Origin of the sequence: Pseudomonas sp. CNPSo 3701, assembly GCF_028674975.1 — a bacterium.
Taxonomy (GTDB): Bacteria; Pseudomonadota; Gammaproteobacteria; order Pseudomonadales; family Pseudomonadaceae; genus Aquipseudomonas; species Aquipseudomonas straminea.
In genome coordinates, this window is record NZ_JAQZSI010000001.1 from 1 (window position 1) to 26,984 (window position 26,984).

Sequence of the window (26,984 nt, forward strand, 5' to 3'; positions counted from 1 at the left end):
GGCGACCTCCGACGCCCGCGGCACCTCGGTCGGCACCCTGGCCATCGACCGCTTCCTGCGCCCGGTGTGCTACCAGAACTGCCCGGATGCCCTGCTGCCGGACGCGTTGAAGAACGCCAACCCGCTGCAGATCGCCCGCCTGGTGGATGGCGCCAGCAGCCGCGACGCGCTGTAAGCGCCCGCTTCGCTGCGACGAGAAAGCCGACCTCAGGGTCGGTTTTTTTGTGGGCGGCGTGTTCCCGGGTGTCGCTGCGCTCGACCCAGGCTACGGCAGAAGGTATTCACTGATCGCAGTGGGAGCGGGCGGGGACGCCCAGTCCATGCCCGTGATTCGTTCGAGCGCATGGCGCGCTCCCGCAGCTAGGGTGGATAACGCAAAGCTTATCCACCACAACACTCGAAGCTCCAGGGCTGCCAAGGCCTGCGCTGTCGCTCACGACTACCCCCAGGTCGCACTCGAACCCCGCCATACCCGGCGAGCCACGTAGGTTATCCACAGATGGACGCCAAGGCCCGAGCCAGACGTGTCCGAACGTTGGGCAACTGCGGGAGGCAGTCATGAGCGTAACCACTTATCCACAACCGGCTGTGCCGGTCGACTTGCGCATCCTGCGCAAAGTGATCGCCGCCTCGGCCATCGGCAACTTCGTCGAGTGGTTCGATTTCGCGGTCTACGGCTTTCTTGCCGTGACCATCGCCTCGCTGTTCTTTCCACCAGGCGACCCGACCCTGGCCCTGCTGCAGACCTTCGCGGTGTTCGCCGTATCGTTCGCACTGCGCCCGCTGGGCGGCATCGTCTTCGGTATTCTCGGCGACCGCATCGGCCGCAAGCGCGTGCTGTCGATAACCGTGCTGCTGATGGCCGGCGCCACCACCCTGATCGGTCTGCTACCCACTTACGCCAGCATCGGCCTGGTCGCCCCGCTGCTGCTGGCCCTGGCCCGCTGCCTGCAGGGATTCTCTGCCGGTGGTGAATACGCCGGTGCCTGCGCTTTCGTCATGGAGCACGCGCCCACCGAGCAGAAGGCGCGCTATGGCAGCTTCGTGCCGGTCTCCACCTTCGCGGCTTTCGCCTGTGCGGCCGGGTTGGTTTTCGGCATGGGCATCTGGCTGGACGAAGCGCAAATGCAGGCCTGGGGCTGGCGCGTGCCCTTTCTGATCGCCGCGCCCCTGGGTCTGGTCGGCCTGTACATGCGCCTGCGTCTGGACGAGTCGCCGGCCTTCCAGGCCCTGGCAGCGCAAGCCCAACCCGAACACTCGCCGCTGCGCGAAACCCTGCGCGAGCATGGCGGCACCGTGCTGTGCCTGTCGGCGTTCATCTCCGCCACGGCGCTGTCGTTCTACATGTTCACCACTTACCTGACCACCTACATGCAGGTGGTCGGCGGCGCGGCGCGGCCGACTGCCCTGCTCGCCAGCCTGGTGGCGCTGTTCTTCGCCGCCCTGCTGTGCCCGTTGGTGGGCCGCTACTCGGACCGAGTCGGCCGCCGCCGCACCATCCTCACCGCCGGCATCGCGCTGATCGTCGCGGTGTATCCAGCCTTCACCCTGGCCGCCTCCGGCACCCTGTGGGCCTCGGCGGTGGGCGCGATGCTGCTGGCCGTGGGCGCGGTAATCTGCGGCGTGGTGACGGCCGTGCTGCTGTCCGAGCAGTTCCCCACCCGGGTGCGCTACACGGCTTCGGCGTTCACCTACAACCTGGCCTACACGGTATTCGGCGGCACCGCCCCGCTGGTCGCCACCTGGCTGATCGAGGCGACCGGCAACCGCATGTCACCGGCCTTCTACCTGATCGCCATCGCCCTGCTGGCCCTGGCTGGCGGCCTGGCGCTGCCGGAGTCGTCGAAGCGTTCGCTGGATGAGCCGATGAAGTAACGGCCACGTTATGATGCAGCCCATTCAATCTCGGTGGGCTTGCCATGCGACTCGAACTCGATCCCCAACCCGACGACCGCCTGATCGGCCAGTGCTACAGACTTCATGGCCCGATCAGCCAGGCTGAGCTGCTCAAGGCATACGACGAAGCTCCAACCGGCCACCAGCACCTGTTTACCCTGGAAGATCTCGGCCAGGCGCTCTACACCTCGATGCACGCCAGCAACTACCACGATCTCGACAGCGGTGACTGGCTGGAGTCCGCCGGTATCGAGCCGAGCTGGCTGGAAAACGGCTATCCGCGGGAAGACCTGACGGTGGCGCAACGTCTGCACATTCGTCGCCTGGGCTTTGGGCGCCTATTGCCGCAAACCTCGTTCGACAGCATCTTCGACAAGGATCTGCGTCTGAACGAAGAAAGCCTGTCAGAACTGCAGGCCGCCAATAAGGATCTGGCCTCACAACTGGACAGCGAATGCTATCTGCTGCGTATTGCCGCGCAGCGCGCCTGCGAGTCGCTCTATGGGTTCGCCAACGGCTACTTTTCCTGCGACCTGTCGCCGATGGAGAACTTCCGCCTGGCCGAGCACCTGGAAGATAACTACGGCTACCGTCTGTTCGGCCTTGGCGCCAGCCTGATCGCCTTCCGCCGTACTCGAGCGCTTGATGCGCAGCAGGCCTCGAGGCTGCTCGACCTGCTGGTACGCCTGTATGCCGGCGAAGAAAACATCTCTCAGGTTAGCGCGCTGTTCAAAGACAGCCTCGAGCGCGAGCTACTGGTGCTGCGCTACACCGAGTAGCTCAAGCCTGCTGCCTGAGCAGATCTGCCAGCACCGTATCGAGCTCGATCAAATCCGGGCGGGCGCCGACCTCCGGTTGCTGGCAGTGCCGCACCAGCTCGGCCAACTGCGCTGCGTGCCCAGCTGGCATGTCGCAGCGCTGCAGCAGCTCCTCGAGCAAGATGCCGAACGCGCGCACCTCGATGCGCTGCAGCAACGCCCGTTGTGCCGGCGCGGCGGCAGGCAGCAAAGACGCCGCGCCGAAGTCACCGAGCAGCGCGTTGCCAGCCTCGTCGATCAGGATGTTATGGCCATAGAGATCGCCATGGGTGACGCCTCGCTCGTGCAGGTGACGCAGCGCCGAGGAGATGCCACTGGCAGTGCGCAGCGCGTTCGCGAACAGCGCGCCCCAGTCGCTCGGGTAGACATCGCGGCTGCAACTTTCCAGGCTCGGCGGCCCGGCGAGGATGCTGAAACGCGGCTCGACCAGGCTCAGCAACAAACCTTGCTCGCCTTGCGGATGGTCGACGACGCGGCCAATCGCGCCGATCAGATTGGCATGCTGGCCGACCGTGAGGCACGCGGCCATTTCGCTCTGGGGTGTGCCATCGCTGGTCATCTGCCCCTTGAACAGTTTCAGGGCCACGGCCTGGCGCTGGCCATCGGCCCGCTGCCAGTCGGCGCGGTGGATGATGCCCGATGCGCCCTGGCCCAGTACCTCGCCCAGCTGCAAGTCCGCCCAGTGCACATCGGGCGCATGGGACTCGAGCGCGCCCGCTTCATCGAAGAGGTTTCCGGCATGGGCCAGCCACGCCAGGCTGGGCAGTTGCAGCAGGAAATCCGGCAAGGCGGGCAGTTGGTTGGCGGCGATGCGCAGCAGCTCCAGCTTGTGCAGCCGCGCCAGGCTCGCCGGCAGCTCACGCAGGCGGTTACCGGCCAGCATCAGCTTCTGCAGCTCGCTGCAGTCGCCCAGCTCGGCGGGCAGGGTTTCCAGGCAGTTGTCGGTAAGAATCAGCCAGCGCAGACGCGGCGGCAGCGCCCCCGCACTCAGCTGGCGAATACGGTTGGACTTGAAGCCGACCATACGCAGTGACGGGCAGCGCCCCACGGATTCGGGCACATGCTCGAAGCGGTTGTTCGAGCAGAACAGCACCTGCAGGCGATGCAACCGGTGCAGGTCCTCGGGCAGGTCGCTGAGCTGGTTATCGCTCAGGTTGAGCACTTCCAGACTGTCGGCCAGGGTGAATATTTCCTCGGGAAAGTGCGTGAGCGACGCGGACAGATCGAGGCGGCTGATGCCCTTGAGCTGGCCGGAACGCAATTGGTCGAGGGTGTGCATCGAGGGTTGGCCTTGTTGCGGAGTTGGCGCGCCAGTCTACGGCAACGCCAGGTGGCCAAGGAAACGCTCAGAGCCGGGGCAGCTGGGGCAGCGACTCGATATGGCAGTAGTCCGCACCCAGCTCACCCGCCAGTTGCGCGGCGCGCCCCAGACGGATCGGCGCGCACTCGATATCCACCAGTGTGGCCGGGCATGGGCTGGGCGCCAGCGCCGGCCATTCGCGCAAACGCCCGTCGGTGACCACCAGCAGGCGTTGCGCCTCGCCGGGCTTGAGGCGTTGCCGGCGCTGCAGCCAGTCGTGGGCCTGCTGCAGGGCCGGGATCAGCGGGCTGCCACCGCCTGCGCCGAGGTCACCCAACCAGCCTTGCAGGGCGCCGGAGGCTTTCTGGCCCTGCCAGTGCCATTGCGGCTGCGCGCCGTGGGCGTCGAGCACGGCGATGCGGGCACGCTCCCGGTAGGCCCGCTCGAACAACTCGGCGAGCAGGCCCTTGGCCTTGCTCAGGGCGCCGTGGCGGCGGGTCGAGGCCGAAGCATCGACGACGATCAGCCACAGCTGTGTAGGGGCGGTGCTGCGCGGGCGGTGTTGCAGGTCGGCACGACGCCTGGGCTTGCCTTGCAGCAAGGTGGCGAGCCAGTCGATGGCACCGCTGTCGCCACGCCGCTTGGCTCCGCTGCGCCCGCCTGCCTGTTTGCCTGGTGTCGGTCTGGCATCCATCCCCGCTTTGGCGCGCGGGGGAATGCCTAGGGCTTTTTTGCCCAGCGCGGCGGCTCGCGGCGCTCGCCGGTGCGTTGCGCCTGCGCGGGCAGCTCGCCCCACTGCCCTTGGCCTGCAGCGGGTTGTTCGCTCGGCGCCTGGGGCGGCGGGCTGGCTGGCGGTTGTGCCTGCTGTTGCCGCGGCGTGTGGCGACGACGGTGGCGCAGCACGAAGTCGGCCACGGCCTCGATATCTTCCTCGCCGATGGCATCGGCACCGCGCCAAGCGGCGTGGGCGCGGGCGGCGCGCAGCCAGACCAGATCGGCGCGCAGGCCATCGACGCCAGCGGCGAAGCAGCGCTCGGTGATGGCGTCGAGCGCCCGGTCATCGAGGGCGATGCTCGCCACGCGCGCGCGCGCCTGCCCGCAGCGCGCGGCCAGGGCCTGCTGCTGCTCGGCCCACCTGGCAACGAACGCCTGGGGATCGGCATCGAAGGCCAGGCGGCGGCGGACGATCTCAGCGCGCGCGCCCGGCTGCGGCTGGCCATCCAGGGCCAGGTTGAGGCCGAAGCGGTCGAGCAGTTGCGGGCGCAGCTCGCCTTCTTCGGCGTTCATGGTGCCGATCAGGACGAAGCGCGCAGCGTGGCGGTGGGAAATGCCGTCACGCTCGACATGATTGACGCCGCTGGCCGCCGCATCCAGCAGCAGGTCGACCAGATGATCGGGCAGCAGGTTGACCTCATCGACGTACAGCACGCCGCCATGGGCCTTGCTCAGCAGGCCCGGCGAGAACTGCGTGCGGCCTTCGCCCAGGGCCGCGTCCAGGTCGAGGGTACCGACGATGCGCTCTTCGCTGGCGCCCAGCGGCAGGGTGACGAACACGCCGCTTTCCAACAGCGCGGCCAGGCCACGGGCCAGGGTCGACTTGGCCATGCCCCGCGGGCCTTCGATCAGCACGCCGCCGATGGCCGGATCGACCGCCACCAGGCACAGCGCCAATTTCAGGGAGTCGGCGCCGACCACGGCGGCGAGAGGGAAATGGACGGTGTCGGTCATGGGGCGATCCGGGCTGGGCAAAGGCGGCATTGTACCAGCGAGCGGTCGTGCGCTGCCCCGCTCGTCTGCTAAGGTCGCTGGTGCCGAACCATCAGGGAGATTTCGATGCGCCTGTGCATTTTCTGTGGCTCCAACGCGGGCTCCAATCCCGTTTACCTCGAGGCCGCCACGCGCCTCGGCAAAACCCTCGCCGAGGCCGGCATCGGACTGGTGTACGGCGGCGCGTCCGTCGGCCTGATGGGCGCCGTGGCCAACGCCGCGCTCGAAGCCGGTGGCGAAGTGATCGGGGTGATCCCGCGTTCGCTGTGGGAGAAGGAAGTCGCCCACACCGGCCTCGACGACCTGCGCATCGTCGACTCCATGCACCAACGCAAGGCGCTGATGGCCGAACTGTCGGATGGCTTCATCGCCCTGCCCGGCGGTGTCGGCACCCTGGAAGAACTCTTCGAGGTATGGACCTGGGCACAACTGGGCTATCACCAGAAGCCCTGCGCGCTGCTCAATATCAACGGTTACTACGACCGCCTCGCGGCATTCCTCGATCACATGGTCGACGAAGCCTTCGTCAAGGCGCCGCACCGCGAGATGCTGATCGTCGAACAGGATATCGACGCGCTGCTGGCGGCGATCGATGGCTATCAAGCGCCGACCGTGGGCAAGTGGATCGGCAGGCAGGAAACCTGAGCACCTGGCAGGCCAGAGTCAGGCCTTGGCCGATGCAAGGCGATAACGGCCATGCGGCGATCCACTGTGGGAGCGGGCCACGCCCGCGATTTCGCGCGCATGGCGCGCTCCCACAAAAAGCAGGCCGATGTTCGCTCACGCCTTTTTGCAGCCATACATGAAACGGCTGCAAGCGGCACGCTGCAGATCGTGAAGCGATTCCAACGCTTGCAATCACACACACCCTTGGATTACTTTCGAGCCCATTCAACGGAGCCGCACATGTCCACATCCCCGATCCTGAACGCCACTCGCCTCGATGCAGCCTGCATCGTGATCGCACGTGCCCAGGCATCCGTGGTCGTCGTCGCCTCGTATTTTTATGGGTATTGGTTTAGCCACAGGCGCGCCTGATACCCCACAGGCGCCCTAGCAACTCAGGGTCGCCACCAGACAGTTTCTCGAAACCCCCGGTCGGCCTCCCGACCGGGGGTTTTGTTTTTCCGGCACATCGATCGTTCACAGAGGATTTCACCATGACTGCATACGCCACCTACCAGACCTATTACCGCTACAGCTGGCGATTTACCGGCGCTCACGCCGCTCAACCACTCAATCGAACATCCCATCGAGCCCGATAGTGCGCCGCGCGCGGTAACGTCCGCGCCGGCCGAGGAAATCACCATGTCCGTAGCCGTCAATTCCCGCTCCACCGCCAAAGCCGCCGACCTGCACCTGGTCGCCGCCCCGAGCCGTCGCCACACCTCGCCTCTGCCTACCGCCGCCCAATTGCGCGAAGAGCTGCCACTCTCGACCGCCCTCGCCCGCCAGGTGCAGCAGCAACGCCAGTCGATCCGCGCCATTCTCGATGGCCATGACCCGCGCCTGCTGGTGGTGGTCGGCCCCTGCTCCCTGCACGACGATGCCGCCGTACTCGAGTACGCCGAGCGCTTGGCCGCACTGAGCCAGCGTGTGGGCGATCGCCTGCTGCTGGTGATGCGCGCCTACGTCGAGAAGCCGCGCACCACGGTGGGCTGGAAAGGCCTGGTATACGATCCGACACTGGATGGCAGTGGCGACATGGCCGAAGGCCTGCGTCGTTCGCGAAAATTGATGCTCAAGTTGCTGGAGCTGGGCCTGCCGTTGGCCAGCGAGATCCTCCAGCCACTGGTGGCCGGCTACTTCGACGACCTGCTCGGCTGGGCGGCGATTGGCGCACGCACCAGCGAGTCCCAGGTGCATCGCGAACTGGTCAGCGGACTGGAGATGCCGGTGGGCTTCAAGAACGGCACCGACGGCAGCCTCGGCATCGCCTGCGACGCCATGCGCTCGGCAGCCCATGCTCACCAGCACTTCGGCATTGACGGCCACGGCCGCCCGGCACTGGTGCACACCCGCGGCAACCCGGATACCCACCTGGTGCTGCGCGGCGGCCACGCGGGGCCGAACTACGACGCCGCCAGCGTCGCCACCGCGCGCGCCGAGCTGGAGCGCCAGGGCATCGCGCCACGCATCATGGTCGACTGCAGCCATGCCAACAGCGGCAAGAACCCGCTGCGCCAGCCCGAGGTGCTGAGCAGCGTGCTCGACCAGCGCCTGGCCGGCGACGGCGCCCTGCGGGCGGTGATGATCGAAAGCCACCTGTTCGACGGCGCTCAGAGCCTGGGCGGTGAGCTGCGCTACGGCGTGTCGATCACCGACGGTTGTCTGGGTTGGGCCGGCACCGAACGCATGCTGGTGGACGCCGCCATCCGCATGCGTCATCTGGTCTGACCTCGTAGCCTGGCGTTGAGCGTAGCGATACCCAGGACAGCTTTCCCGGGTATCGCTGCGCTCGAACACGGGCTACCACGTGGATTTACGGATCACGCCCGCTCGTACTGCCAGCCCTGGGCCGTCCACTCCAGGCGGTCGGTGATGGCCAATGCCTCGATGAACGCGGCGTCGTGGGAGACGACGATCAGCGCCCCGCGGTAGTCGCGCAGCATGGCCTCGACGGCCAACAGCGAGTCGAGGTCGATGTGGTTGTCGGGCTCGTCGAGCAGCAGCAGGGGCGCTGCCAATTCCCCGTCTATCACCCCGGCAAGCGCCAGCTTGAGGCGCTCACCGCCGCTGAGCTGGCGGCACGGCAGCACGGCACGCTGGGCATCGAGCCCCAGGTGAACCAGTCGCGTACGGGCCAGTGCCTCGGGCAGCCCAGGGCTGCAGCGACGCAGGTGATCCAGCGCCGTTTCATCGCCCGGCAGGCAGGAAAGCTGCTGATCCAGATAGGCCAGCGGCACCTCGACCCGACACTCGCCGGCAACGGCGGCCAGCCGCCCGGCAAGCATCGCCAGCAGGCTCGACTTGCCACAACCGTTAGGCCCGCTGATGGCCAGCCGGCGTGGACCGAACAGCTCGATGTCCGGCAAGACGGCCCCTGAGTAGGGCGCCCGCACGCCCCGCAGGCTGAGCACCCGCTTGCCCTCGGCCAGGCCGCCAGCCTTAGCATGCAGTTGAATGGAGTGGCCTTCGTGCACCCGCTGCGCCGCATCGCGCACGGCGTCGTCGAGGTCGCGGCTGACCGCTTGCAGGCGCTGCTGCAACCGGCCGGCGCTGGCCTCGCTGCGACCCTTCTGGCGATCCAGCAGAATCTGCGCCTGATTGGCATGCCGTGCATCTCGGCTTGCGCTGGCGGTGCGGCGCTGCTGGCGTTGCTGCTGGGCCTGCAGTTCACGCTCGCCGCGTTTGCGTTCGCTACGGGCATGCGCCAGGGCCTGCTGGGCGGCTTGCTCATCGCGCTGTCGCGCCTCGCGGTAAAAACCATAGTTGCCGCCATACGCGCGCAACCCTAAAGGCGAAAGTTCGACGATGCGCTGCATGCCCTCCAGCAGTTCGCGATCATGGCTGATCACCACCAGCCCACCCGGCCACTGCTGCAGGCGCCGATAGAGGCGCAGCCGGCTGGCCCGATCCAGGTGGTTGCTGGGTTCGTCGAGAATCAGCAGGTCGGCATCGCCCAGAAACGCGTCGAGCAGCGCCACCCGCGTACGCTCACCTCCGCTGAGCTGGGCGGCTGGGTCGTGCAACGCGAGATGCGCCAAGCCGTCATCCTGCAGCGCCAGATGCAAGTGCTCGGCGATATCCCAGCGGCCGTCGAGCAGCTCGATATCGTTCTCCCCCATGCGCCCGTCGGCCACTCGACACAGCGCATCGTAAGGTGCCGCGAAGCCCATCAGGTCGACGACGCGGGTGGTGTCGTCCACGTCGATAGCCTGGGGCAGATAGGCAACCCGGGCCTGCCGCACGATGCGCCCGGCGCTTGGCTGCAAGAGGCCTGCGAGCAGCCGGCCGAGCACACTCTTGCCGGCGCCGTTGCGCCCTACCAGGCCAGTGTGGCGGGCATCGAAGGTTTCGCTCAGCTCATCGAACAGTGGCTGGCCATCGGGGAAATGAAAGGACACGCGCTCGAGCGCGAGAACAGGCGAGTTCGTCATGAATGACTCCAGGCAACGCCGTGAAAACGCGCGGCACAAGGCCACGGCGGACGATCACAGGTCGTGCGAACACGACGGCATTACTGGCGCATTGGACGAAACTCCTAGAAGAAGTGAGCAGGCAGGATAACCCTGGAAAAATCATCCAGGCAACTGATGGGCGCTCAGCCCCAACCAAAACCAAGCAGCGTGAGCGGGAACGTAAGGACACCGACAAGACGAGGGAACATGGCGCCCAGCACGGCGCAGACGACCGCCCCCGACAGCGCCGAGACTCCCCAGATCAGCAGGCTCACAGGTCCCGTAGCAATCATCATGCAGGTCAGCAGGCCAATCCAGAGCCCACCCATCGCCCCGCACAGCGCGGCAAACCAGCGATCCTTTCGAGTGATCGGCTGACGCCACCAAGCGACGATTTTTCGTACAGAGTCCATCTGTGACTCCTTTGCCTGACGGGCCAATGTGATCAGAACTCTTCGCTATCGAGCAGCAGGTTTTCCAAGGCCTCGCAGTACTCGCCCGGCTCCTGCCACAGGCCGCGCTGCTGGGCTTCGAGCAGACGTTCGATGATGTCCTGCAGTGCGCCGGGGTTGTGCTGCTGGATGAAGTCGCGGGTGTCTCTGTCCATCAGGTAGGCGTCGGTGAGCAGGGCGTACTGGTGGTCGTCGACCAGCTCGCTGGTGGCGTCGAAGGCGAACAGGTAGTCGATGGTCGCGGCCAGTTCAAAGGCGCCCTTGTAGCCATGGCGTTTCATGCCCTCGATCCACTTCGGGTTGGCCGCACGGGCGCGTACCACGCGGGCCAGTTCCTGCTTGAGGGTACGGATGCGAGGCGTGTCGGGCTGGCTGTTGTCGCCGAAGTAGCTGGCCGCCTTGCCCCCGCGCAAGGTTTCCACTGCCGCCAGCATGCCGCCCTGGAACTGGTAGTAATCGTTGGAATCGAGGATGTCGTGCTCGCGATTGTCCTGGTTGTGCAGCACCGCCTGCATGCGCTCCAGGCGCTCGGCGAACTGCTCGCGGGCCGGTGCGCCCTCGACGCCCTTGCCGTAGGCGTAGCCACCCCAATTCAGGTAGACCTCGGCAAGGTCCGCGCGGTTTTCCCACAGGCGTTCTTCGATGGCGTTCTGCACGCCGGCCCCATAGGCCCCCGGCTTGGAGCCGAAAATCCGCCAGCCAGCCTGGCACCGCGCCTGGTGTTCGTCCAACCCGCCGTCCTGCAGCACCAGCGCTTCTTCCCAGACCCGGGCGGACAGCGGGTTCATGTCCGGTGCCTCGTCCAGATCGGCAACCGCCTGCACGGCGTCATCGAACAGGCGGATCAGGTTGGCGAAGGCATCGCGGAAAAAGCCGGACACCCGCAGGGTCACATCCACCCGCGGGCGACCGAGCTGCTCCAGCGGCAGCACCTCGAAACGCTCGACCCGCTGGCTACCGGCCTGCCACACTGGGCGCACGCCCATCAGCGCCATGGCCTGGGCGATATCGTCGCCGCCGGTGCGCATGGTCGCGGTGCCCCACACCGACAGCCCGAGCTGGCGCAGGTGGTCGCCTTCGTCCTGCAGGTGGCGTTCGAGCAGGCGATCGGCGGCCTGCACACCGAGGCGCCAGGCGGTGGGCGTGGGCAGGTTGCGCACGTCCACGGAGTAGAAGTTACGCCCGGTGGGCAGCACGTCGAGCCGCCCCCGGCTCGGTGCGCCACTGGGGCCGGACGGCACGAAACGGCCTTCGAGCGCGCTGAGCAGGCCGTGCATCTCGGCGTCACCGCAGGCGTCCAGCAGCGGAGCGATCTGGCCGTGCAGACCGTGCAGCACGAGTTCGCTGAGCGGGCCGGCCGACCCGGCCCCTTCGATCAACCGTAACCCGAGCAGCTCAAGGCGCTCGCGGGTATCGCCCACCGTGCGCCAGGGCTCGTCGCCCAGGCTAACCAGCACTTCCGGCCGTGGGCCGGCCCAGGGCGCCGCCATGTCGCAATCGAGGGGATCGAAATCGAGTGCCAGGTCGCTGGCCAGGGCGCGCAGCAGGCTGGCATTGCCGCCCTGCCCGTCGCCACGCGGAATGCGCAGCAGCGCCAGCAGCGTGTCGCGGCGCAACTGCCCGGCCGGCGACTCGCCGAACACGTGCAGGCCATCGCGGATCTGTGATTCCTTGAGGTCGCACAGGTAGGCATCGAGCTGCGGCAGCCAGCTGGCGGGGTCGTCATTGAGCTGCAGGCCCAGTTCACGATCAAGGCTGGCCTCGCGCACCTTCTGCAGTATCTCGCCACGCAGCTCGCTGGCGCGGCGCAGGTCGAGCTGGCTGGCGTCGTAGTATTCGTCGGCCAGGCGCTCCAGATCGCGCAGCGGGCCGTAGCTTTCGGCGCGGGTCAGCGGCGGCATCAGGTGGTCGATGATCACCGCCTGGGTGCGGCGCTTGGCCTGGGCGCCTTCGCCGGGGTCGTTGACGATGAACGGGTAGATGTTCGGCAGCGCGCCGAGAATCGCCGTCGGCCAGCAGCTTTCGGAAAGCCCGACGCTCTTGCCCGGCAGCCACTCCAGGTTGCCGTGCTTGCCGACGTGGATCACCGCATTGGCCCCGTATACGTGGCGCATCCAGAAATAGAAGGCCAGGTAACCGTGGGGCGGCACCAGGTCCGGGTCGTGGTAGACCGCCGCGGCATCGACCTGATAACCCCGTGCCGGCTGGATGCCGACGAAGGTCAGGCCGAAGCGCAGGCCAGCGATCATCAGCCGACCCTCGCGGAACATCGGGTCGCTTTCCGGCGAGCCCCAGCGCTCCAGCACCGCCTGGCGATTGACCTCTGGCAGGGCCGCGAAGCAGCGCTGGTAGTCGTCCAGCGCCAGGCTCTGGGCGCAGGGCCGCAGATCGAGATTGTCGAGGTCGTTGGTCACGCCGCCGAGCAGTTGGTGGATCAGCGCGGTGCCGCTGTCCGGCAGGCCCTCGACCGGATAGCCCTGGGCTTGCAGGGCGCACAGGATATTCAGCGCCGCGGCTGGCGTATCCAGGCCGACCCCGTTGCCGATTCGGCCATCGCGGGTCGGGTAGTTGGCGAGTACCAGGGCAACACGCTTATCCACAGCCGGCAGGCGCTGCAGGTCGGCCTGACGACGCGCCAGTTCGGCGACGAAATCCATGCCCGGCAGGTGCGCGCGGTAACAGACCACATCGCTCTGGCTACGCTCACTGCGAAAGGCCAGGCCCTTGAAGCTGATTGGCCGGGTGATCAGCCGGCCATCCAGTTCCGGCAGCGCGATGTGCATGGCCAGGTCGCGAGGGCCGAGGCCCTGGGCGTTGCCTTGCCACTGCTCTTCGCTGTCCAGGGCGCAAAGCGCCTGCAGCACCGGCACGTCGCGGCGGAACGGACGCGCCTGGGGCGACTCGGGGTTGGACTGGGCGAAACCGGTGGTGTTGAGAATCACGCTGGCGCCCGCTTCGTCGAGCCAATCCTCCACCTGCGCCAGGCAGGCTGCCTCCTTGAGGCTGGCCACGGCGATGGGTAACGGGTTGAGGCCCTGAGCCTGCAGGCGCTGGCAGAAGGTGTCGACGAAGGCCGTGTTGGCCGCCTGCACGTGGGTGCGATAGAACAGCAAGGCGGCGACCGGTGCATCGGCCTGCCAGTCGCCGCGCCAGTCGTGCAGCGAGGCGTTGCCGATACGCGGGTGATAGAGGCCGACCCGCGGCAGTGGTTGCGGCGGCTGCCAGCCATAGTCACGGCCCAGGTAACGATCGGCGATGCAGTTGAAGAACTGCCTGGCGTTATCCACACCGCCCTGGCGCAGGTACTGCCAGAGCCGCTCGGCATCTTCGGTGGTCACGTTGCCCAGCGCCGTGAGCTCGGGGTCGGGGTTGTCACAACCCGGAACAAGAATCAGCGTCTTGCCCTGCCCTGCCAGCTCCACCAGCCGCTCGATGCCATAGCGCCAGTAGCTGACGCCGCCATGCACGGAAATCATGATGACCTTGGCGTGCCTGAGCACCTGCTCGACGTAGAAATCCACCGAGGCGTTGTTGCTCAGTTGCGCCGGGCTGGCCAGGCGCAGGCTAGGGTAATCCTCTGGCAGATGGCGGGCGACTTCGGCCAGCAGCGACAGGTGCGAATCGCCGGTGCACAGCACCACCAGCTCGGCGGGCGTCTGGCCGAGGTCGGCGATGCTGTCGGCCGGCAGCGATTGGCCGGGCTGGGTACGCAGCAGATGCATGACGGGCGCCGGTTACGCCAGCGCCGCTTTCAGCTCGGCGGCGATGGCGCTGTGATCCAGCTCCTGGCCGATCACGATCAGGCGGGTCACTCGGGCTTCATCTGTTTTCCAGGCGCGGTCGAAATGCTTGTCGAAGCGCTGGCCAACGCCTTGCAGCAGCAGGCGCATGGGTTTGTTCGGCACGGCGACGAAGCCTTTCACGCGCAGAATGCCGTGTTTGCCGACCACATCCTTCAGCGCAGCGAGCAGGCGCGCCTCGTCCGCTTCCGGTAGTTCCACGTGGAACGAGTCGAATTCATCATGATCGTGATCGTCGTCTTCATCGTCGTGGTGGGTGCGACGGCCCTCGATGTGCAGCTCGGTCTCGCTGTTCAGGCCCAGCAACACATTGAGCGGCAGCGAGCCGCCATGGGCTTCGACTACCTTGACTGCCGACGGCAGCTCCTCGGCCACCTCGGCGCGCACGGCGGCCAGCGCCTCGGCATCGAGCAGGTCGGCCTTGTTGAGGATCACCAGGTCGGCGCTGGCCAGTTGGTCAGCGAACAGCTCGTGCAGCGGCGACTCGTGGTCGAGATTAGGGTCGAGCTTGCGCTGGGCATCGACCTGATCCGGGAAAGCGGCGAAGGTGCCGGCAGCCACTGCCGGGCTGTCGACCACTGTGATCACCGCATCGACGGTGCAGGCGTTGCGGATTTCCGGCCAGTTGAAGGCCTGCACCAGTGGCTTGGGCAGGGCCAGGCCGCTGGTTTCGATGAGGATATGGTCGAGGTCGCCGCGACGCTCCACCAGCTCGCGCATCACCGGGAAGAACTCTTCCTGCACGGTGCAGCACAGGCAGCCGTTGGCTAGCTCGAATACCCGGCCATTGGCTTCTTCCTCGGTGCAGCCGATGGAGCACTGCTTGAGGATCTCGCCGTCGATACCCAGCTCGCCGAATTCGTTGACGATCACCGCGATGCGCCGGCCCTCGGCGTTTTCCAGCATATGGCGCAGCAAGGTGGTCTTACCGGCACCGAGAAAGCCGGTGACGATGGTGACGGGAAGTTTGGCGAGCGTTTTCATGGAAGCCCCTGGCAGTCTGCAGAAACGGCGAGCGGGCGATAGGATGGCAGGCACAGGCGAACCCATGCCGAGCATCACCGGATCACCCCGCCCGGTTGTCGAAAGCGTTATCGAGGCAGGTCTCCTGGCTGGCAGGTCATGGCGCGCGGCCGGCCTTCCCGGTCTCCCAGTGGCGATTGGCGACGCACTCGCTGCTTACAGTTGCGGGGGCAGCCACGGTGGTCCGTGTTCCCTCTTAGCCCTGACGCCCGGTGGCGACAAAGAACCTCGAAAGAGAGAAGGCTACGCACGCCATAGCGGCGGGTCAATCACGGTGGACCACCGGCAAGTAACGCATAGCCAGAATCTGAGACCAGCGCAGTTTTTATCTTCACATACTCCCTGGAAAACAGGTCTGCACTCTCAAAGGAAGGCCGAGCGGCTCACCGCCAGATATGGGAGCACCTATTGGGATCACTCTGGGAAGGTGAACACGGCAGCAGGCAGCTTGGCTCTTTGAAGCTTACCTTGATATGAAGCGATTCCCTTCCTGGGGTATCGAGCGAGTACTCATTCAAGCAGCTCTGCCCTTTGATAAAGCGAAATAGGTAGAGATCACCATTGGCAAAGTAAAGATTTAAATCTTGTGGACCACTCCAACCTGACTTGTAGGGAATAAGAAATCGCCAATGTCCATCACCCAGTTTTTCCGCTTCCAATTTTACTGACGAATAGCTCTCGTCGATTTTTAACGTGGGATAGGCCATGGCGAATACGTAAGTCCCCACGAAGCCCAAATCGGTTTCGATTACATTACGGAGGAATCCGCTATTCAAGGTAGGAGGCTGCCCCTTGGCATGGGCATAAAGCACCTCCAAACTTCCCAGACTCTTACCTTCTGCAAACTCTTCACTCGGTACGGTTACTGTGTATTCATAGGTGCGACACCCAGCGAGGGTGAGCAAGAACGTGATAAACAGCGCCCGATAAATGAGAGGGACTGATTCAGTCACCGTAGCACTCCAGACAATCAAACGCCCCACGACTGGCTATATCGATAGCCTGAGTATTGGGGTCAGCGGTGCGATAAACGCGAACGAACAATTTGACCGCGCCACCTCTGATCACATGATGATCTCCATTCAATTGCTCCATGCGCAGCCCCTGTGAAGCGAAATGACGCGTCATGGCTGACAATATCGAGTCACGCGCCACGCGCGTATAGAGACGAGGTTTGAGTTTTTCGCCTGATAGTCCAAAAGCGTCCACATTGACGCCAAACAATTTAAGCGGGCGGTTCAGAGCGAACGCCAATGGCAGCTGGTTGCCAGCGTGATAATAAACTCCGCAATCGCAAGGCGGCAGTAGTCTCGGATCATCGACGGGCAGCGAGGTTACACCGGGATGGCCGGCACGAAAGTTTCGCCAAGGTAATGGCTCTCCAGTTTCAACCACGCTCCGATAATAGCTTTGTAGAAATTGATAGAAATCCGATGAAAGTGGCTCTGGTTCAGTGGTTTTTCCTAAGCCACGGAGGTGCCATTGCTTGCCCACGCGATACCATCTGAGATGCTTATTTACCCATTGGTATTTCGCATAGGGCCCGAACAGACCGCTTTCCGAACCATGAGCATATCTCCCTGTTGCCTCTATGCGCTGCACCTCATTGCCGATCTCCTGGCGGGCTTGTTTCAAAGTCCTCTCATCAGGCCAGATCATGCCGATCAGCCCCTTACCTGGCTCCATCAGGACGACGGGGCCATAAGCACTGCGTGAGACTGCACGACTAAGGTCTGGAGCAACCAGCAACACCCCATCGGAGCCATATGGGGCAACGGAATATTTTCGCAACTCACCTGTGGATGCGGACAATGCCAATCCAAATTGCGGAAATACCCGTAAATCGGGGTTACTCTGTGGCCACCCCAGCATAGTGAAAGTGCTGAGCGGAATCGCTACCGGTACACCCGTTTCATGGAGTCGGATCAGCTGAGTACCTGGCTTGAAGTAATCATAAGAGGCGATTTCTTTTCCCGTACCCACTGCCAACAGTGTTGTGTCATCACCCAATAGGTAATAACGGCTGTTTCGCTGGTACCAGTCCCCGACCGGTTGAAATTGTTTTCCCTTATAGAAAAACCTTCGGCCCCGATCTAAAAATGCGTTGACCTCATCTATCGATATGGCGCGGCCAACACTCGGAGCCTCCAAACCATGGGCAGGCGTTGCCGGTATAGCTGGGCTGGATAGCGTTAGAAGAAGACAGGCGCAGATGCGCCATAGAAATTTCATCCCTGATATACCTATCAAAAGCAGTGCCTTGGCCGAATTCCGACCGGCCTTCTAAAAATAAACCTAAAGGCGAGTATGCCTAGGGCTTAATTGGGGTTATCCAAGTCTTTTTTCAGTATTTGCAGACTCCTGCGGACTTCTCCTAGGGCAAATCCTACTCGTTACACGACGCAAAATGTTGACGCCTTTCTATTGCCGTGATGTGCTACGCGCTTGTTTCAGGTGTCTCACGCCGCCGTGCGTGAGGTGAAACGGGAAGCCGGTTCGAGTCCGGCGCTGCCCCCGCAACGGTAAGCGAATGCCAGGATCGTTTTGGCCACTGTGCGCACGCATGGGAAGGCCGATCCTTATCGCCGCAAGGTGATCATCGCGAGCCCGGAGACCGGCCTGGATCCTCTGTTTGGCAACCCGCGGTGGGCGGGCACGCGCCGACTATCGCCCGCCCGTGCGGGCAGTCTCGCCGTGTCCTGCTGTGCCGTTTACCCCTGAGGTCTACGATCATGTCCAGCAGCGTCATTTCCACCTCCAGCGTGTCCACATTGCCCCTCTCACAGCGCATCCTGCTTGCCGTTGGCAGCTGCGTGCTGGGCGCCGTGCTGATCTTCTTCGCCGGTTTCTCCCACGTCGAAGCCCTGCACAATGCCGCCCACGACACCCGGCACAGCGCCGCGTTTCCGTGCCACTGAGGGCCTCGCGATGATCAAGCGTATCGCCCAGACTGCAGGCTTCGCCGGCCTGCTCGCCGCCATCGTGCTGACCCTACTGCAAAGCCTGTGGATCACCCCGCTGATCCTGCAGGCGGAGGGCTTCGAAGTCGCGGCCCCTGCCGTTATCGAACACAGCCATGACGCCAGCGCTGCCCACGACCATAGCGCGAACAGCCACAGCCACGACGGCGAAGCCTGGGCGCCCGAAGACGGCTGGCAGCGGCTGTTATCCACAGGCCTGAGCAATCTGGTCGTCGCCGTCGGCTTCGCGCTGATGCTTGCCGGCCTGTTCACCCTGCGCGCTCCGGAAAAAACCTGGCAGGGTCTGCTCTGGGGGCTGGCCGGTTTCGCCACCTTCGTCCTGGCACCCGCCAGCGGCTTGCCGCCGGAGCTGCCGGGCACCGCCGCCGCCGAATTGCTGCTACGCCAGTACTGGTGGGTCGGCGCGGCTGCCTCGACCGCTGCAGGCCTGGCGCTGCTGGCGTTCGGCAGTAATTGGATACTGCGCATCCTCGGCCTGGCTATTCTGGCCCTGCCGCACCTGCTCGGCGCGCCGCAGCCCGAGGTGCATGAAAGCCTGGCGCCAGAGGCCCTTGAACACGAGTTCATCCTCGCCTCGCTGCTGACCAACGCCGCGTTCTGGGCGGCGCTGGGCCTGGCCGCCGCTTGGTTCCATGGCCGTGGGCGCCAGCCGCAGTGAATGAGCGGCCTGTTCTCGTTGCCGGCCTGGGTTGCCGGCGCGAGTGCTCGCTCGAAGAGCTGCTGAGCCTGCTCGACGACACCCTGGCTGAACATGGCTCGCGCACTGCCGAGCTGACAGCCCTGGCCAGCAGTGAGCACAAGGTCGATGAGCCAGGTTTGCAGCAACTGGCAGCGCACCTGAACCTGCCGATCCACTTCCTGCCCGCCGAGGTGCTGGCGGGTTACCATGGGCGTTTGAGCCAGACCTCGGCCATCGCCCAGCGTGTCACCGGCAGCCCGAGCGTTGCCGAAGCCAGCGCCCTGGCGCTGGTCGAACGCTCAATCAATCGACCTGCTCGCCTGTGGATAACCAAGCGCAAGAGCCCCAACGCGACAATGGCCGTTGCTCGCAGCGATCCGTAGGGTGGATCGGAACGCGTAGTCCACGCTTTCTCGATCCACGGGAAGGCGATCCCCCACCTGGCGACCGCATAAGCCGAACACCACGGTGGAATAGAAAAGCGTCTTCTACCCTACACCCAGGAATCCCATGACCGTCTACTTTATCGGCGCCGGCCCCGGCGACCCCGAGCTGATCACCGTCAAGGGCCAGCGCCTGATCCACAGCTGCCCGGTAATCCTATACGCCGGTTCGCTGGTGCCCGAAGCGGTGCTGGCCGGCCACCGCGCCCGTCAGGTGGTGAACACCGCCGAGCTGCATCTGGATGAGATCGTCGCCCTGCTGCGCGCCGCCCATGAGCGTGGCGACGACGTGGCGCGGGTGCACTCCGGCGACCCGTCGCTGTATGGCGCCATCGGCGAGCAGATTCGTCACCTGCGTGCGCTGGGCATCCCCTTCGAGATCATTCCCGGCGTGACCGCCACGGCCGCCTGCGCCGCGCTGCTGGAATGCGAACTGACGCTGCCCGCGGTGTCGCAGACGGTGATCCTCACCCGCTACGCCAGCAAGTCGCCGATGCCGGCGGGTGAGCAGCTGCATGATCTCGCCCGCCACGGCGCGACCATGGCCATCCACCTGGGCGTGCAGCACCTGCCAGAGATCGTCGCCGAGCTGCTGCCGCATTACGGCGCCAGTTGTCCGATCGCGGTGGTGCATCGCGCCAGTTGGCCGGACCAGGATTGGGCAGTCGGTACCCTGGCGGATATCGAGGCCAAGGTCAGCGCCAAGGGTTTCCGGCGTACCGCGCTGATTCTCGTCGGCCAGGTATTGGGGGCGGAAGACTTCGCCGATTCGGCGCTCTACAACGAAGGCCACCGCCACCTGTTCAGAACAGGCGCTGCAGACGATACAGGCTCTCGCTGACCTGGCCGCGGTTGTCGGCGATGACGATCTGGGCGCCTTGGCGGGCGAGGCGCTCGTTGAGGTCGCTGGCGTACAGCTGCTTGAGAAAGGCCGGGTAATCCAATGGAGCCTGGGTAGGCGTCAGGTTAGCCAGCCAGGCATGCAGCGCCGGCAGGCAAAAGCTCCATTGTCCTGCGCTGCAGTCGAAGCCAGCGGCGCGCAATTGCGCGATAGACGCCGAGTCGCCGCTCAGCACCTCGCCACAATAGCGATACAGGATGTCCAGCCACTCGTTCATTTCAGCCCGCAACCACCGGCACTCCCAAAGCGGTGCAGTTGCCAGCGCACCTGTCGCTCGCACGCCTGCCCCTGAGCTGAAGATGCGCAAATGCCGGCAGCCCCAGGCCCGCATCGCTTGCCTGGGCTTGCAGGCTCAATTGGCACTGATTGACATCGATGCAGTGTCTGAAGCCTCGCTGATCGGCTCTACCCGTATAAAACCGCCATCATCCGGAACGATCAAACGCCCAGGGCGCATCTCGATCATTGGATTGGCAGGACGCGGGGGCTCAGCCACCACAGTAGTTTTGGCAGGCGGCGGCAGCGTAGCCAAAGCTTTCGCAGGTGGGGGCGCGGCCGGTTTGACAGGCGGCGCGGCCACCGCGGGTACCGCGGCCTGAGCGACATCGGCAGTCTGGCGCCCCGTAGGAGCGGCCGCCGTGCGCACCGCAGGCACTGCCGGATCTACGCCAGCAGCCGCGCGAGCGGGCGGCAACGATGTTGGCGGCGCCGTGCTTGCAGAACGGGCAAGGGCCAGCGGCACAACCGGCGTTGGCCGGAAATTCGACAGCTGTGGAGCCGGCACGCCCTGCGGACGCGCTACTACGCTAGGTGCCGTTGCCGGTGCCTGCGCCGCTACAGGAGCCAAACTCGGCTGGTCGGGGCTGCTTACACACCCCCCCAACAGCGCCAGCAGCCCGACTACAGTGGTTACACGCTTCATTTCCCCCCCCAAAGCCCCCGCCAAACGTGATAAATCCGGATATTCGTCAATAACAACAACGCCGGGAGCAAGACTATCACCACGATGATAGCGAACAGATTGCCGGGTGATTTGCCAAGTCATAGGTCGACAGCGATTCGGAACGCCTCCAAACGATAAGCCGTTCGAACAATGCGATGCAATCGGCTGCATCCCGGGCCTGCGAGCGGCTCACTAAACGCTGCAGCACAGCGCCTTATCCACCCGAATCCCGCTGTTTCTCCACGGGTGCCAAGCCCAGGGTGCGATAGATCTCGACCCAGCGCAGCGCAACGTCACTGGCGGCCCTTTGCTGTTCGAGCTGCGTATCGAACTGGGTGCGCTGGGCATCCAGCACCTCGATCATCGATAAGGTACCGGCGTCGTACTGCCGTTGCGCCAGCGCGGTGGCACTGGCTGCCGAGCGGCTTGCCGTGTCCAGCAACCGCTGCCGATCAAGCCCTTCGACGTAGGCGCTGATGGCGCTACGGGTTTCCCTTAGCGCCTGTACCAGGCTGGCCTGATAGCCAAGCCAGGCTTGCTCACGGCGTGCATCGCCGGCTTCGATGCCCGCGCGGATGCGGCCAAAATCGAACAGCGGTTGCAGGGCCTGTGCGCTCAGCGTCCAGGCCGGAACGCTCGCGCCCTGCTCGAAGCCCACCAGGGCACCGAGGGTCAGCTGTGGATAACGCAGTGCCTTGGCCGCATCCAGGCTATCGTCGGCAGCCAGCAGACGCAGCTCGGCGGCGCGTACGTCAGCTCGGGCACGCAGGCTGCTGGCGGGCAGCTGCAACAGCGGTAGCAGGCGCTCGTCACGGGGTGCCAGCGGTTGCGCCGGCTCAGCCAGCAACCCGTCGATTCGCGATTGCTGCGCATTGAGCAGATAGGCCAGCGCGTAACGCGCCGCCTCACCGCGTTGACGCGCCTGTGGGATGACCGCGCGGGTGATCGCCACCTGGGTATCGAGGCGCTCGACGTCGAAACCACTGGCGGTGCCCTGGTCGAAACGTACCCGGGTGATTCGGGCGATCTGCGCCTGGCTGTCGGCAGCACGGCCTGCGATATCGACCTCATGCTGGGCCAGGCGATAGTTCAGGTAGGTACTGGCCACCTCGGCGATCAGGCTGACGCGCAGCGCCTGGTAGTCGGCGTCCGCCGCCTGCAGGTTGGCTTCGGCGGCGCGTTGCAGCGCACCCAGGCGCCCGAACAGATCGGCCTCCCAGCTCAGGTCCAGACCGTAGAAGTAGTCTTCGTCACGTCCATCGCGGGCGTTACGACTCTTCTCGTGGCTGCCGGTGATGTTCAGGTTCGGGTAGCGGTTCCCTGTAGCCTCGCGGCGCAACGCGCGCTGCTCGCGAATACGCTGGGACGCCGTCGCCAGGTCGAGGTTGTCACGCAGCGCCAGCGCTACCAGTTGATCCAGCACAGGGTCCTGCAGGCTTTGCCACCAGGCCTGCGGTAGCGCGGCCACGGCCTGGGCTGGCAAGGGCGCTGGCGATAGCGCCTCGCGGCTGCTGCAGGCCAGCAACGGCAGGCAAGCCAGTGCCAGTAGCAAGGCCCTCATGACACACGCTCTGGATGCGCTAAGCCAGAATCACGCCGCCTGGCCAGGTGACGATCCATCATCAGGTAGACCACCGGCGTGGTCAGCAGCGTCAGCACCTGGCTGAACAACAGGCCGCCGACCACGGCGACGCCCAGCGGCTCACGCAGCTCGGCGCCGGTACCGAAGGCGAGCATCAGCGGCACCGCACCGAACATCGCAGCCAGCGTGGTCATCAGGATTGGCCGGAAGCGAGCCATGCAGGCCTGGTGGATCGCCTCGCGTGGCGCCATGCCCTGGCGCTGGGCCTGCAGGGCAAAATCGACCAGCAGAATGCCGTTCTTCTTGACGATGCCAATCAGCAGAATCAGGCCGATCAGCGCCATGATGGAAAAATCCAGCCCCCACAACCAGAGCAGCAGCAAGGCGCCGATGCCGGCTGAGGGAATGGTCGAGAGAATGGTCAGCGGATGCACCAGGCTTTCATAAAGCACGCCGAGGATGATGTACACGGCGACCAGTGCGGCCAGGATCAGCCAGGGTTGCGAGGCCAGGGTCTGCTGGAAGGCCTGGGCGGCACCGCTGAAGCGCCCGCCGATACTGGCCGGCATGCCGATCTCCTGCTCGAGCTGGCGTAACACCGCCACCGCGTCGCCAAGCGCCACGCCGGGCGCCAGGTTGAACGACAGATTGGCCGAAGGCAGCATGCCGCTGTGGTTGATGCTGACCGGCGCCGGTTTGGCCGGCAGCACCTGGACGAAAGTACTCAGCGGCACCAACTGCCCGGTGAGCGGTGAGCGCAGCTGGAACAGCTCCAGGCTCTGCACCCGCTGGCGCTGGCTGCTGCTCAGTTCGAGCACCACCTGGTACTGGTTGGACGCGGTCTGGATCTCGTTGATCCGCCGTTGTCCGAAGGCGTCGTACAGGGCTTCGTCGACATCCGCCGCCGAGAAGCCATAGCGCGCGGCAGCCTCGCGGTCGATCTGCACCGGGGTTATCGAGGCATCGAATTGCAGGTCGTTGTTCACGTCGCGAAACATCGCCTGCCCCTGCAGCCGCTCGGTCAGACGCGGCGTCCAGACGGCCAGCTCCTCCAGCGAGCGACTGCGCAGGATGTACTGGTACTGCGCACGCGATGCCCGGGAGCCGAGGTTGATGTCCTGCCCTGCCCGTAGGGTCACGCGCAGGTCGGGAATGGCGGCGAACTGTGGACGAAGTCGGTCGATGATCTGCTCGACACTGACCGAACGATCATCCGGGTCGGTCAGCACCACGGCCAGGCCGCCGACGCTGTAGCTGCCGTCGTTGCCGATATCGGCGTTGAAGGCCACGACATCCGGGTCGTTGCGCAGGATATCCACAACCTGCCGGCTCTTGGTGCGCATCGCCTCGTAGGAAATATCCGCCGAGGCCTGCACCGTGCCATTCATGAAACCCGTGTCCTGTAGCGGGAAAAAGCCCTTGGGCATCAGCGCGAAACCACTCACGCTGATGGCGATGCAGGCGAAGAACACCGCCAGGATGCTGCGCGGGTGATCCAGCGCCCACACCAGCGCGCCCTCGTAGCCACGCAGTACGCGGCGCATGGTCGGCCCGGGCCCGTCATGGTTGGCCAGCGGGCGCATGCACAGGGCGGCAAGCGCCGGCGCCAGGGTCAGGCAGATGACCACGGAAATCATGATCGCCGAGGTGGCCGCCAGGGCGAACTCGCGAAACAGACGGCCCACATAGCCGCTCATGAAAAACAGCGGTATGAACACCGCCACCAGCGACAGGCTGATGGACACCACCGTGAAGCCGATCTCGCGAACCCCGTCGAGGGCCGCCTGGACCCGGCCGACACCCCGCTCAAGGTGCCGGTGAATGTTTTCCACGACGACGATGGCATCGTCGACGATGAACCCCACAGCAACGATGATCGCCACCAACGTCAGGTTATTGAGCGACAAGCCGAACGCCAGCATGGCCGCGCAGGAGCCGATCACCGAAGTCGCCAGCACGGCGAACACCACCAGGGTCGCCGACCACTGGCGCAGGAACAGCGCCATGATGCCGATCACCAGCGCCACGGCAATCAGCAGGGTCAGCTCGGCCTCGTGCAGCGAGGCGCGAATGGTCCGGGTGCGATCGTTGAGCACCTTGACCTCGAGATCGGCCGGCAGGCCGGCTGTCAGCTCGGGCAGCGCCGCCGTGACCGCATCGGCGGTAGCGACGATGTTGGCACCCGGCTGACGACGGATAACCACCGCCACGCCGGGTTTTCCATCGGGTGTGGCCTGGGTGTAGGCGTTTTCCGCACCGGGCACCACGCTTGCCACGTCTCCCAGGCGAATGGCTGCGCCGTTCCGGTAGGCGACGATCAGGTCGGCGTACTCGCTGGCCTCGAACAGCTGGCCATTGCTGTCCAGGGTGGACAGTCGATGCTGGCCGACCAGTGCGCCGGTGGGCCGGTTGCCGCTGGCTCGCTGCACGGCGCTGCGGATGTCCGCCAGGGTGACGCCGGCAGCCACCAGCCGCTCTGGCCGTGCCTGGATGCGAATCGCCGGGCGTTGCAGACCGTTGAGGCGAATCATGCCGACGCCTTTGATCTGGCTCAGTTGGCGGGCGATGGCCGACTCGGCCAGGTCGCTGACCTCATACGGCGAGAGGGTGTCGGAGGTAACCGAGAGGATCAGGATCGGCGTGTCGGCAGGGTTGATCTTGCGCCACACCGGCAACTCGGGAAGTTGGCTGGGCAGGCGCGAGGAGGCGGCGTTGATCGCGGCCTGGACCTCCTGAGCGGCGGCGTCAATGTTCTTGTCGAGGCTGAACTGCAGGATCAGTTCGACCCGGCCCAGCGAGCTGGTCGAGGTCATGTCGTCCACGCCGGGAATGGCGCTGAGCTGCACCTCCAGAGGCGTGGCGACCGACGAGGCCATGGTTTCGGCGCTGGCGCCGGGCATCTGCGCGGAAATCTCGATGGTCGGCGCATCCACTTCCGGCAGCGGCGCCAGCGGCAGGCGTGCGAAGGCAATGACGCCGCCCAGGATCAGCGCCAAGGCGAGCAGAATCATGCCAATCGGATGGGCGATGCACAGCGCGTAGAATCCGCGTGGCCGCCTCAAGGCTGATCTCCGCCAACGGATACCGGCTCGACGCGCCTGACGGTAACCCCAGGGCGCAACCGCGACTGGCCATCGGTGACGATCCGATCACCGGCCGCCAAGCCGGAAACCACAGCGCGCTGCTCGTCCTCGTGCAGTACCTTCACCGCCACCGGCTGTACCTGCTCACCTTCAACGCGCCACACGAAGGTGCCCTCGGTGCGCTGGCGGAGGGCCTCGAGGGGTACCGCCAGCGCGTGCTCGAGCAGCCCGGTCTGCAGGGTAACCACCACCGACTGATCCGGCCACAGCTGCTGCTGGGCGTTCGCGAAACGCGCCTTGAAGCGCAGCGTGCCCGTGTCCAGCGCGACGCGGTTATCGATCAGCGCCAGGGTACCGGTGCCGAGCAACGCGCCACCGTCTTCGGCAAACGCCTGCACTGGCGTTTCCTGCGCCGCCCCCAGCAAACGCTGCAGCTCGGGCAGGCGGCGCTGGGGCAAGGTGGCTTCCACATCGATAGGGTCGATCTGCACCACCGAGAACAGGCTGGCGCTGTCATTGCTCCTGAGCAGGCTGCCGACATCGACATTGCGAATACCCAGGCGGCCCTCGATGGGCGATTCGATTCGCGTGTAGGAGAGTTGCACGCGAGCGGCATTCACCGCCGCATCGCGGGTCGCCAGCGTAGCCTGCAGGCGGGCCACCAGGGCCTTCTGCTGGTCGAGGGTCTGCGCGGGCGAGGCGCGCTCGCGCACCAGGTTCTGGTAACGCTGCAAGTCGATGCGGGCGATATCCAGTTCCGCGCGGGTCACATCGCGCTCGGCCTGGGCCTGCTGCAGTGCGGCGCGCAGGCTGCGGTCATCGAGGCGTGCCAACAACTGCCCCTTGCGTACCTGCTGCCCTTCGGCAACCGGCAGCTCGACCAGCGTGGCATCGACCTGGGCGCGGATTTCGACGCTGCTCAGCGCCCGCACCCGCCCCAACGTGCGCAATAGCACCGGGACATTGGCAGGCACCACCTCGTGCACCACCACCGGCACCGCAGCGGGAGCCTGAGCTACGGCCGTGGGCGACGGGTGTAGCCACCAGGCCAGCCCGACACCGACCAGCACGATGCACATCACGAGCGGGAGTATTCGGGACGGAGCCATGCAGGTTCTTCGCAGTGAGGGAAAGAAAATCGGCACGAGCCCTGTTGCCGGAGTCGAACGTTTTAACGGATTTCGCGGGTTATTGC

22 protein-coding genes, 1 pseudogene and 2 riboswitches are annotated in these 26,984 nt (G+C 65.3%); of the genes and pseudogenes, 10 read left to right on the plus strand and 13 right to left on the minus strand.

Going from position 1 to position 26,984, the window contains the following annotated elements; genetic code table 11:
* The 3 genes and pseudogenes from PVA39_RS00005 to PVA39_RS00015 all read left to right on the plus strand — a co-directional run.
* Positions 1-175, plus strand: a pseudogene (locus PVA39_RS00005) (aldehyde dehydrogenase (NADP(+))); the annotation flags it as partial.
* A gap of 383 nt (positions 176-558) precedes the next feature.
* Positions 559-1,875: an MFS transporter gene (locus tag PVA39_RS00010; RefSeq protein ID WP_274122245.1), complete on the plus strand. Its 1,317-nt coding sequence runs from the start codon at positions 559-561 to the stop codon at positions 1,873-1,875.
* 44 nt (positions 1,876-1,919) lie between these two features.
* The gene (locus PVA39_RS00015; protein ID WP_274122246.1) at positions 1,920-2,675 is read left to right on the plus strand and encodes a hypothetical protein; all 756 of its coding nucleotides are present in this window, start codon (positions 1,920-1,922) and stop codon (positions 2,673-2,675) included.
* Between the two features lies 1 nt (position 2,676).
* Here the strand turns inward: PVA39_RS00015 and PVA39_RS00020 are convergent, their stop codons facing one another.
* The 3 genes from PVA39_RS00020 to PVA39_RS00030 all read right to left on the minus strand — a co-directional run bounded on the left by PVA39_RS00020 (position 2,677) and on the right by PVA39_RS00030 (position 5,742).
* Complete coding sequence (locus PVA39_RS00020; RefSeq protein ID WP_274122247.1) at positions 2,677-3,993, minus strand: leucine-rich repeat-containing protein kinase family protein; 1,317 nt, start codon at positions 3,991-3,993, stop codon at positions 2,677-2,679.
* Positions 3,994-4,060: 67 nt separating this feature from the next.
* Entirely contained in the window at positions 4,061-4,708 is a 648-nt protein-coding gene (locus tag PVA39_RS00025) for a vWA domain-containing protein (RefSeq protein WP_274122248.1), read from the minus strand.
* A 26-nt stretch (positions 4,709-4,734) separates the two neighbouring features.
* Complete coding sequence (locus PVA39_RS00030; protein ID WP_274122249.1) at positions 4,735-5,742, minus strand: ATP-binding protein; 1,008 nt, start codon at positions 5,740-5,742, stop codon at positions 4,735-4,737.
* A 105-nt stretch (positions 5,743-5,847) separates the two neighbouring features.
* On the opposite strand from PVA39_RS00030, the gene PVA39_RS00035 reads away from it, so the two are divergent.
* The 3 genes from PVA39_RS00035 to PVA39_RS00045 all read left to right on the plus strand — a co-directional run bounded on the left by PVA39_RS00035 (position 5,848) and on the right by PVA39_RS00045 (position 8,178).
* Positions 5,848-6,426 (plus strand): TIGR00730 family Rossman fold protein, encoded by a 579-nt coding sequence (locus PVA39_RS00035; protein ID WP_443200922.1) that lies wholly within the window; start codon positions 5,848-5,850, stop codon positions 6,424-6,426.
* Between the two features lie 261 nt (positions 6,427-6,687).
* Complete coding sequence (locus PVA39_RS00040) at positions 6,688-6,819, plus strand: hypothetical protein (protein WP_274122250.1); 132 nt, start codon at positions 6,688-6,690, stop codon at positions 6,817-6,819.
* Between the two features lie 270 nt (positions 6,820-7,089).
* A complete protein-coding gene (locus PVA39_RS00045; protein ID WP_274122251.1) occupies positions 7,090-8,178 on the plus strand; it encodes a 3-deoxy-7-phosphoheptulonate synthase in 1,089 nt (362 codons plus the stop codon).
* Positions 8,179-8,270: 92 nt separating this feature from the next.
* On the opposite strand, the gene PVA39_RS00050 is transcribed toward PVA39_RS00045, so the two are convergent.
* From PVA39_RS00050 to PVA39_RS00075, 6 genes are all read right to left on the minus strand, one after another.
* Positions 8,271-9,881: an ATP-binding cassette domain-containing protein gene (locus tag PVA39_RS00050; protein WP_274122252.1), complete on the minus strand. Its 1,611-nt coding sequence runs from the start codon at positions 9,879-9,881 to the stop codon at positions 8,271-8,273.
* A gap of 164 nt (positions 9,882-10,045) precedes the next feature.
* Positions 10,046-10,315, minus strand: a complete 270-nt coding sequence (locus PVA39_RS00055; RefSeq protein ID WP_274122253.1) for a hypothetical protein — start codon at positions 10,313-10,315, stop codon at positions 10,046-10,048.
* Positions 10,316-10,347: 32 nt separating this feature from the next.
* Positions 10,348-14,076, minus strand: a complete 3,729-nt coding sequence (cobN, locus tag PVA39_RS00060; protein ID WP_274122254.1) for a cobaltochelatase subunit CobN — start codon at positions 14,074-14,076, stop codon at positions 10,348-10,350.
* A gap of 12 nt (positions 14,077-14,088) precedes the next feature.
* Complete coding sequence (gene cobW, locus PVA39_RS00065; RefSeq protein WP_274122255.1) at positions 14,089-15,138, minus strand: cobalamin biosynthesis protein CobW; 1,050 nt, start codon at positions 15,136-15,138, stop codon at positions 14,089-14,091.
* Between the two features lie 97 nt (positions 15,139-15,235).
* Positions 15,236-15,423: riboswitch (cobalamin riboswitch) on the minus strand.
* 137 nt (positions 15,424-15,560) lie between these two features.
* The gene (locus PVA39_RS00070; protein ID WP_274122256.1) at positions 15,561-16,130 is read right to left on the minus strand and encodes a hypothetical protein; all 570 of its coding nucleotides are present in this window, start codon (positions 16,128-16,130) and stop codon (positions 15,561-15,563) included.
* Positions 16,123-17,409: a hypothetical protein gene (locus tag PVA39_RS00075; RefSeq protein ID WP_274122257.1), complete on the minus strand. Its 1,287-nt coding sequence runs from the start codon at positions 17,407-17,409 to the stop codon at positions 16,123-16,125. The genes PVA39_RS00070 and PVA39_RS00075 overlap by 8 nt, the downstream gene beginning before the upstream one ends.
* Before the next feature lie 203 nt (positions 17,410-17,612).
* Positions 17,613-17,814: riboswitch (cobalamin riboswitch) on the plus strand.
* Between the two features lie 95 nt (positions 17,815-17,909).
* On the opposite strand from PVA39_RS00075, the gene PVA39_RS00080 reads away from it, so the two are divergent.
* The 4 genes from PVA39_RS00080 (at position 17,910) to cobM (ending at position 20,121) form a co-directional block, all read left to right on the plus strand.
* Positions 17,910-18,095: a CbtB domain-containing protein gene (locus PVA39_RS00080; RefSeq protein ID WP_075929053.1), complete on the plus strand. Its 186-nt coding sequence runs from the start codon at positions 17,910-17,912 to the stop codon at positions 18,093-18,095.
* A gap of 10 nt (positions 18,096-18,105) precedes the next feature.
* Complete coding sequence (locus tag PVA39_RS00085) at positions 18,106-18,816, plus strand: CbtA family protein (RefSeq protein WP_274122258.1); 711 nt, start codon at positions 18,106-18,108, stop codon at positions 18,814-18,816.
* A complete protein-coding gene (locus tag PVA39_RS00090; RefSeq protein ID WP_274122259.1) occupies positions 18,813-19,220 on the plus strand; it encodes a cobalamin biosynthesis protein in 408 nt (135 codons plus the stop codon). Before PVA39_RS00085 ends, PVA39_RS00090 begins: the two co-directional genes overlap by 4 nt.
* Before the next feature lie 127 nt (positions 19,221-19,347).
* A complete protein-coding gene (gene cobM / locus PVA39_RS00095; protein ID WP_274122261.1) occupies positions 19,348-20,121 on the plus strand; it encodes a precorrin-4 C(11)-methyltransferase in 774 nt (257 codons plus the stop codon).
* Here the strand turns inward: cobM and PVA39_RS00100 are convergent.
* The 4 genes from PVA39_RS00100 to PVA39_RS00115 form a co-directional block, all read right to left on the minus strand.
* Positions 20,084-20,398 carry a hypothetical protein gene (locus PVA39_RS00100; RefSeq protein ID WP_274122262.1) on the minus strand — a complete coding sequence of 105 codons (315 nt, stop codon included), beginning with the start codon at positions 20,396-20,398 and terminating at the stop codon, positions 20,084-20,086. The two genes, cobM and PVA39_RS00100, sit on opposite strands and share 38 nt — an antisense overlap.
* Positions 20,399-21,338: 940 nt before the next feature.
* Positions 21,339-22,685, minus strand: a complete 1,347-nt coding sequence (locus PVA39_RS00105; protein WP_274122263.1) for a TolC family protein — start codon at positions 22,683-22,685, stop codon at positions 21,339-21,341.
* A complete protein-coding gene (locus tag PVA39_RS00110) occupies positions 22,682-25,768 on the minus strand; it encodes an efflux RND transporter permease subunit (protein WP_274122265.1) in 3,087 nt (1,028 codons plus the stop codon). Before PVA39_RS00110 ends, PVA39_RS00105 begins: the two co-directional genes overlap by 4 nt.
* Positions 25,765-26,898, minus strand: coding sequence for an efflux RND transporter periplasmic adaptor subunit (locus tag PVA39_RS00115; RefSeq protein ID WP_274122266.1), 1,134 nt, complete (start codon positions 26,896-26,898; stop codon positions 25,765-25,767). Before PVA39_RS00115 ends, PVA39_RS00110 begins: the two co-directional genes overlap by 4 nt.
* Positions 26,899-26,984 lie beyond the last annotated feature (86 nt).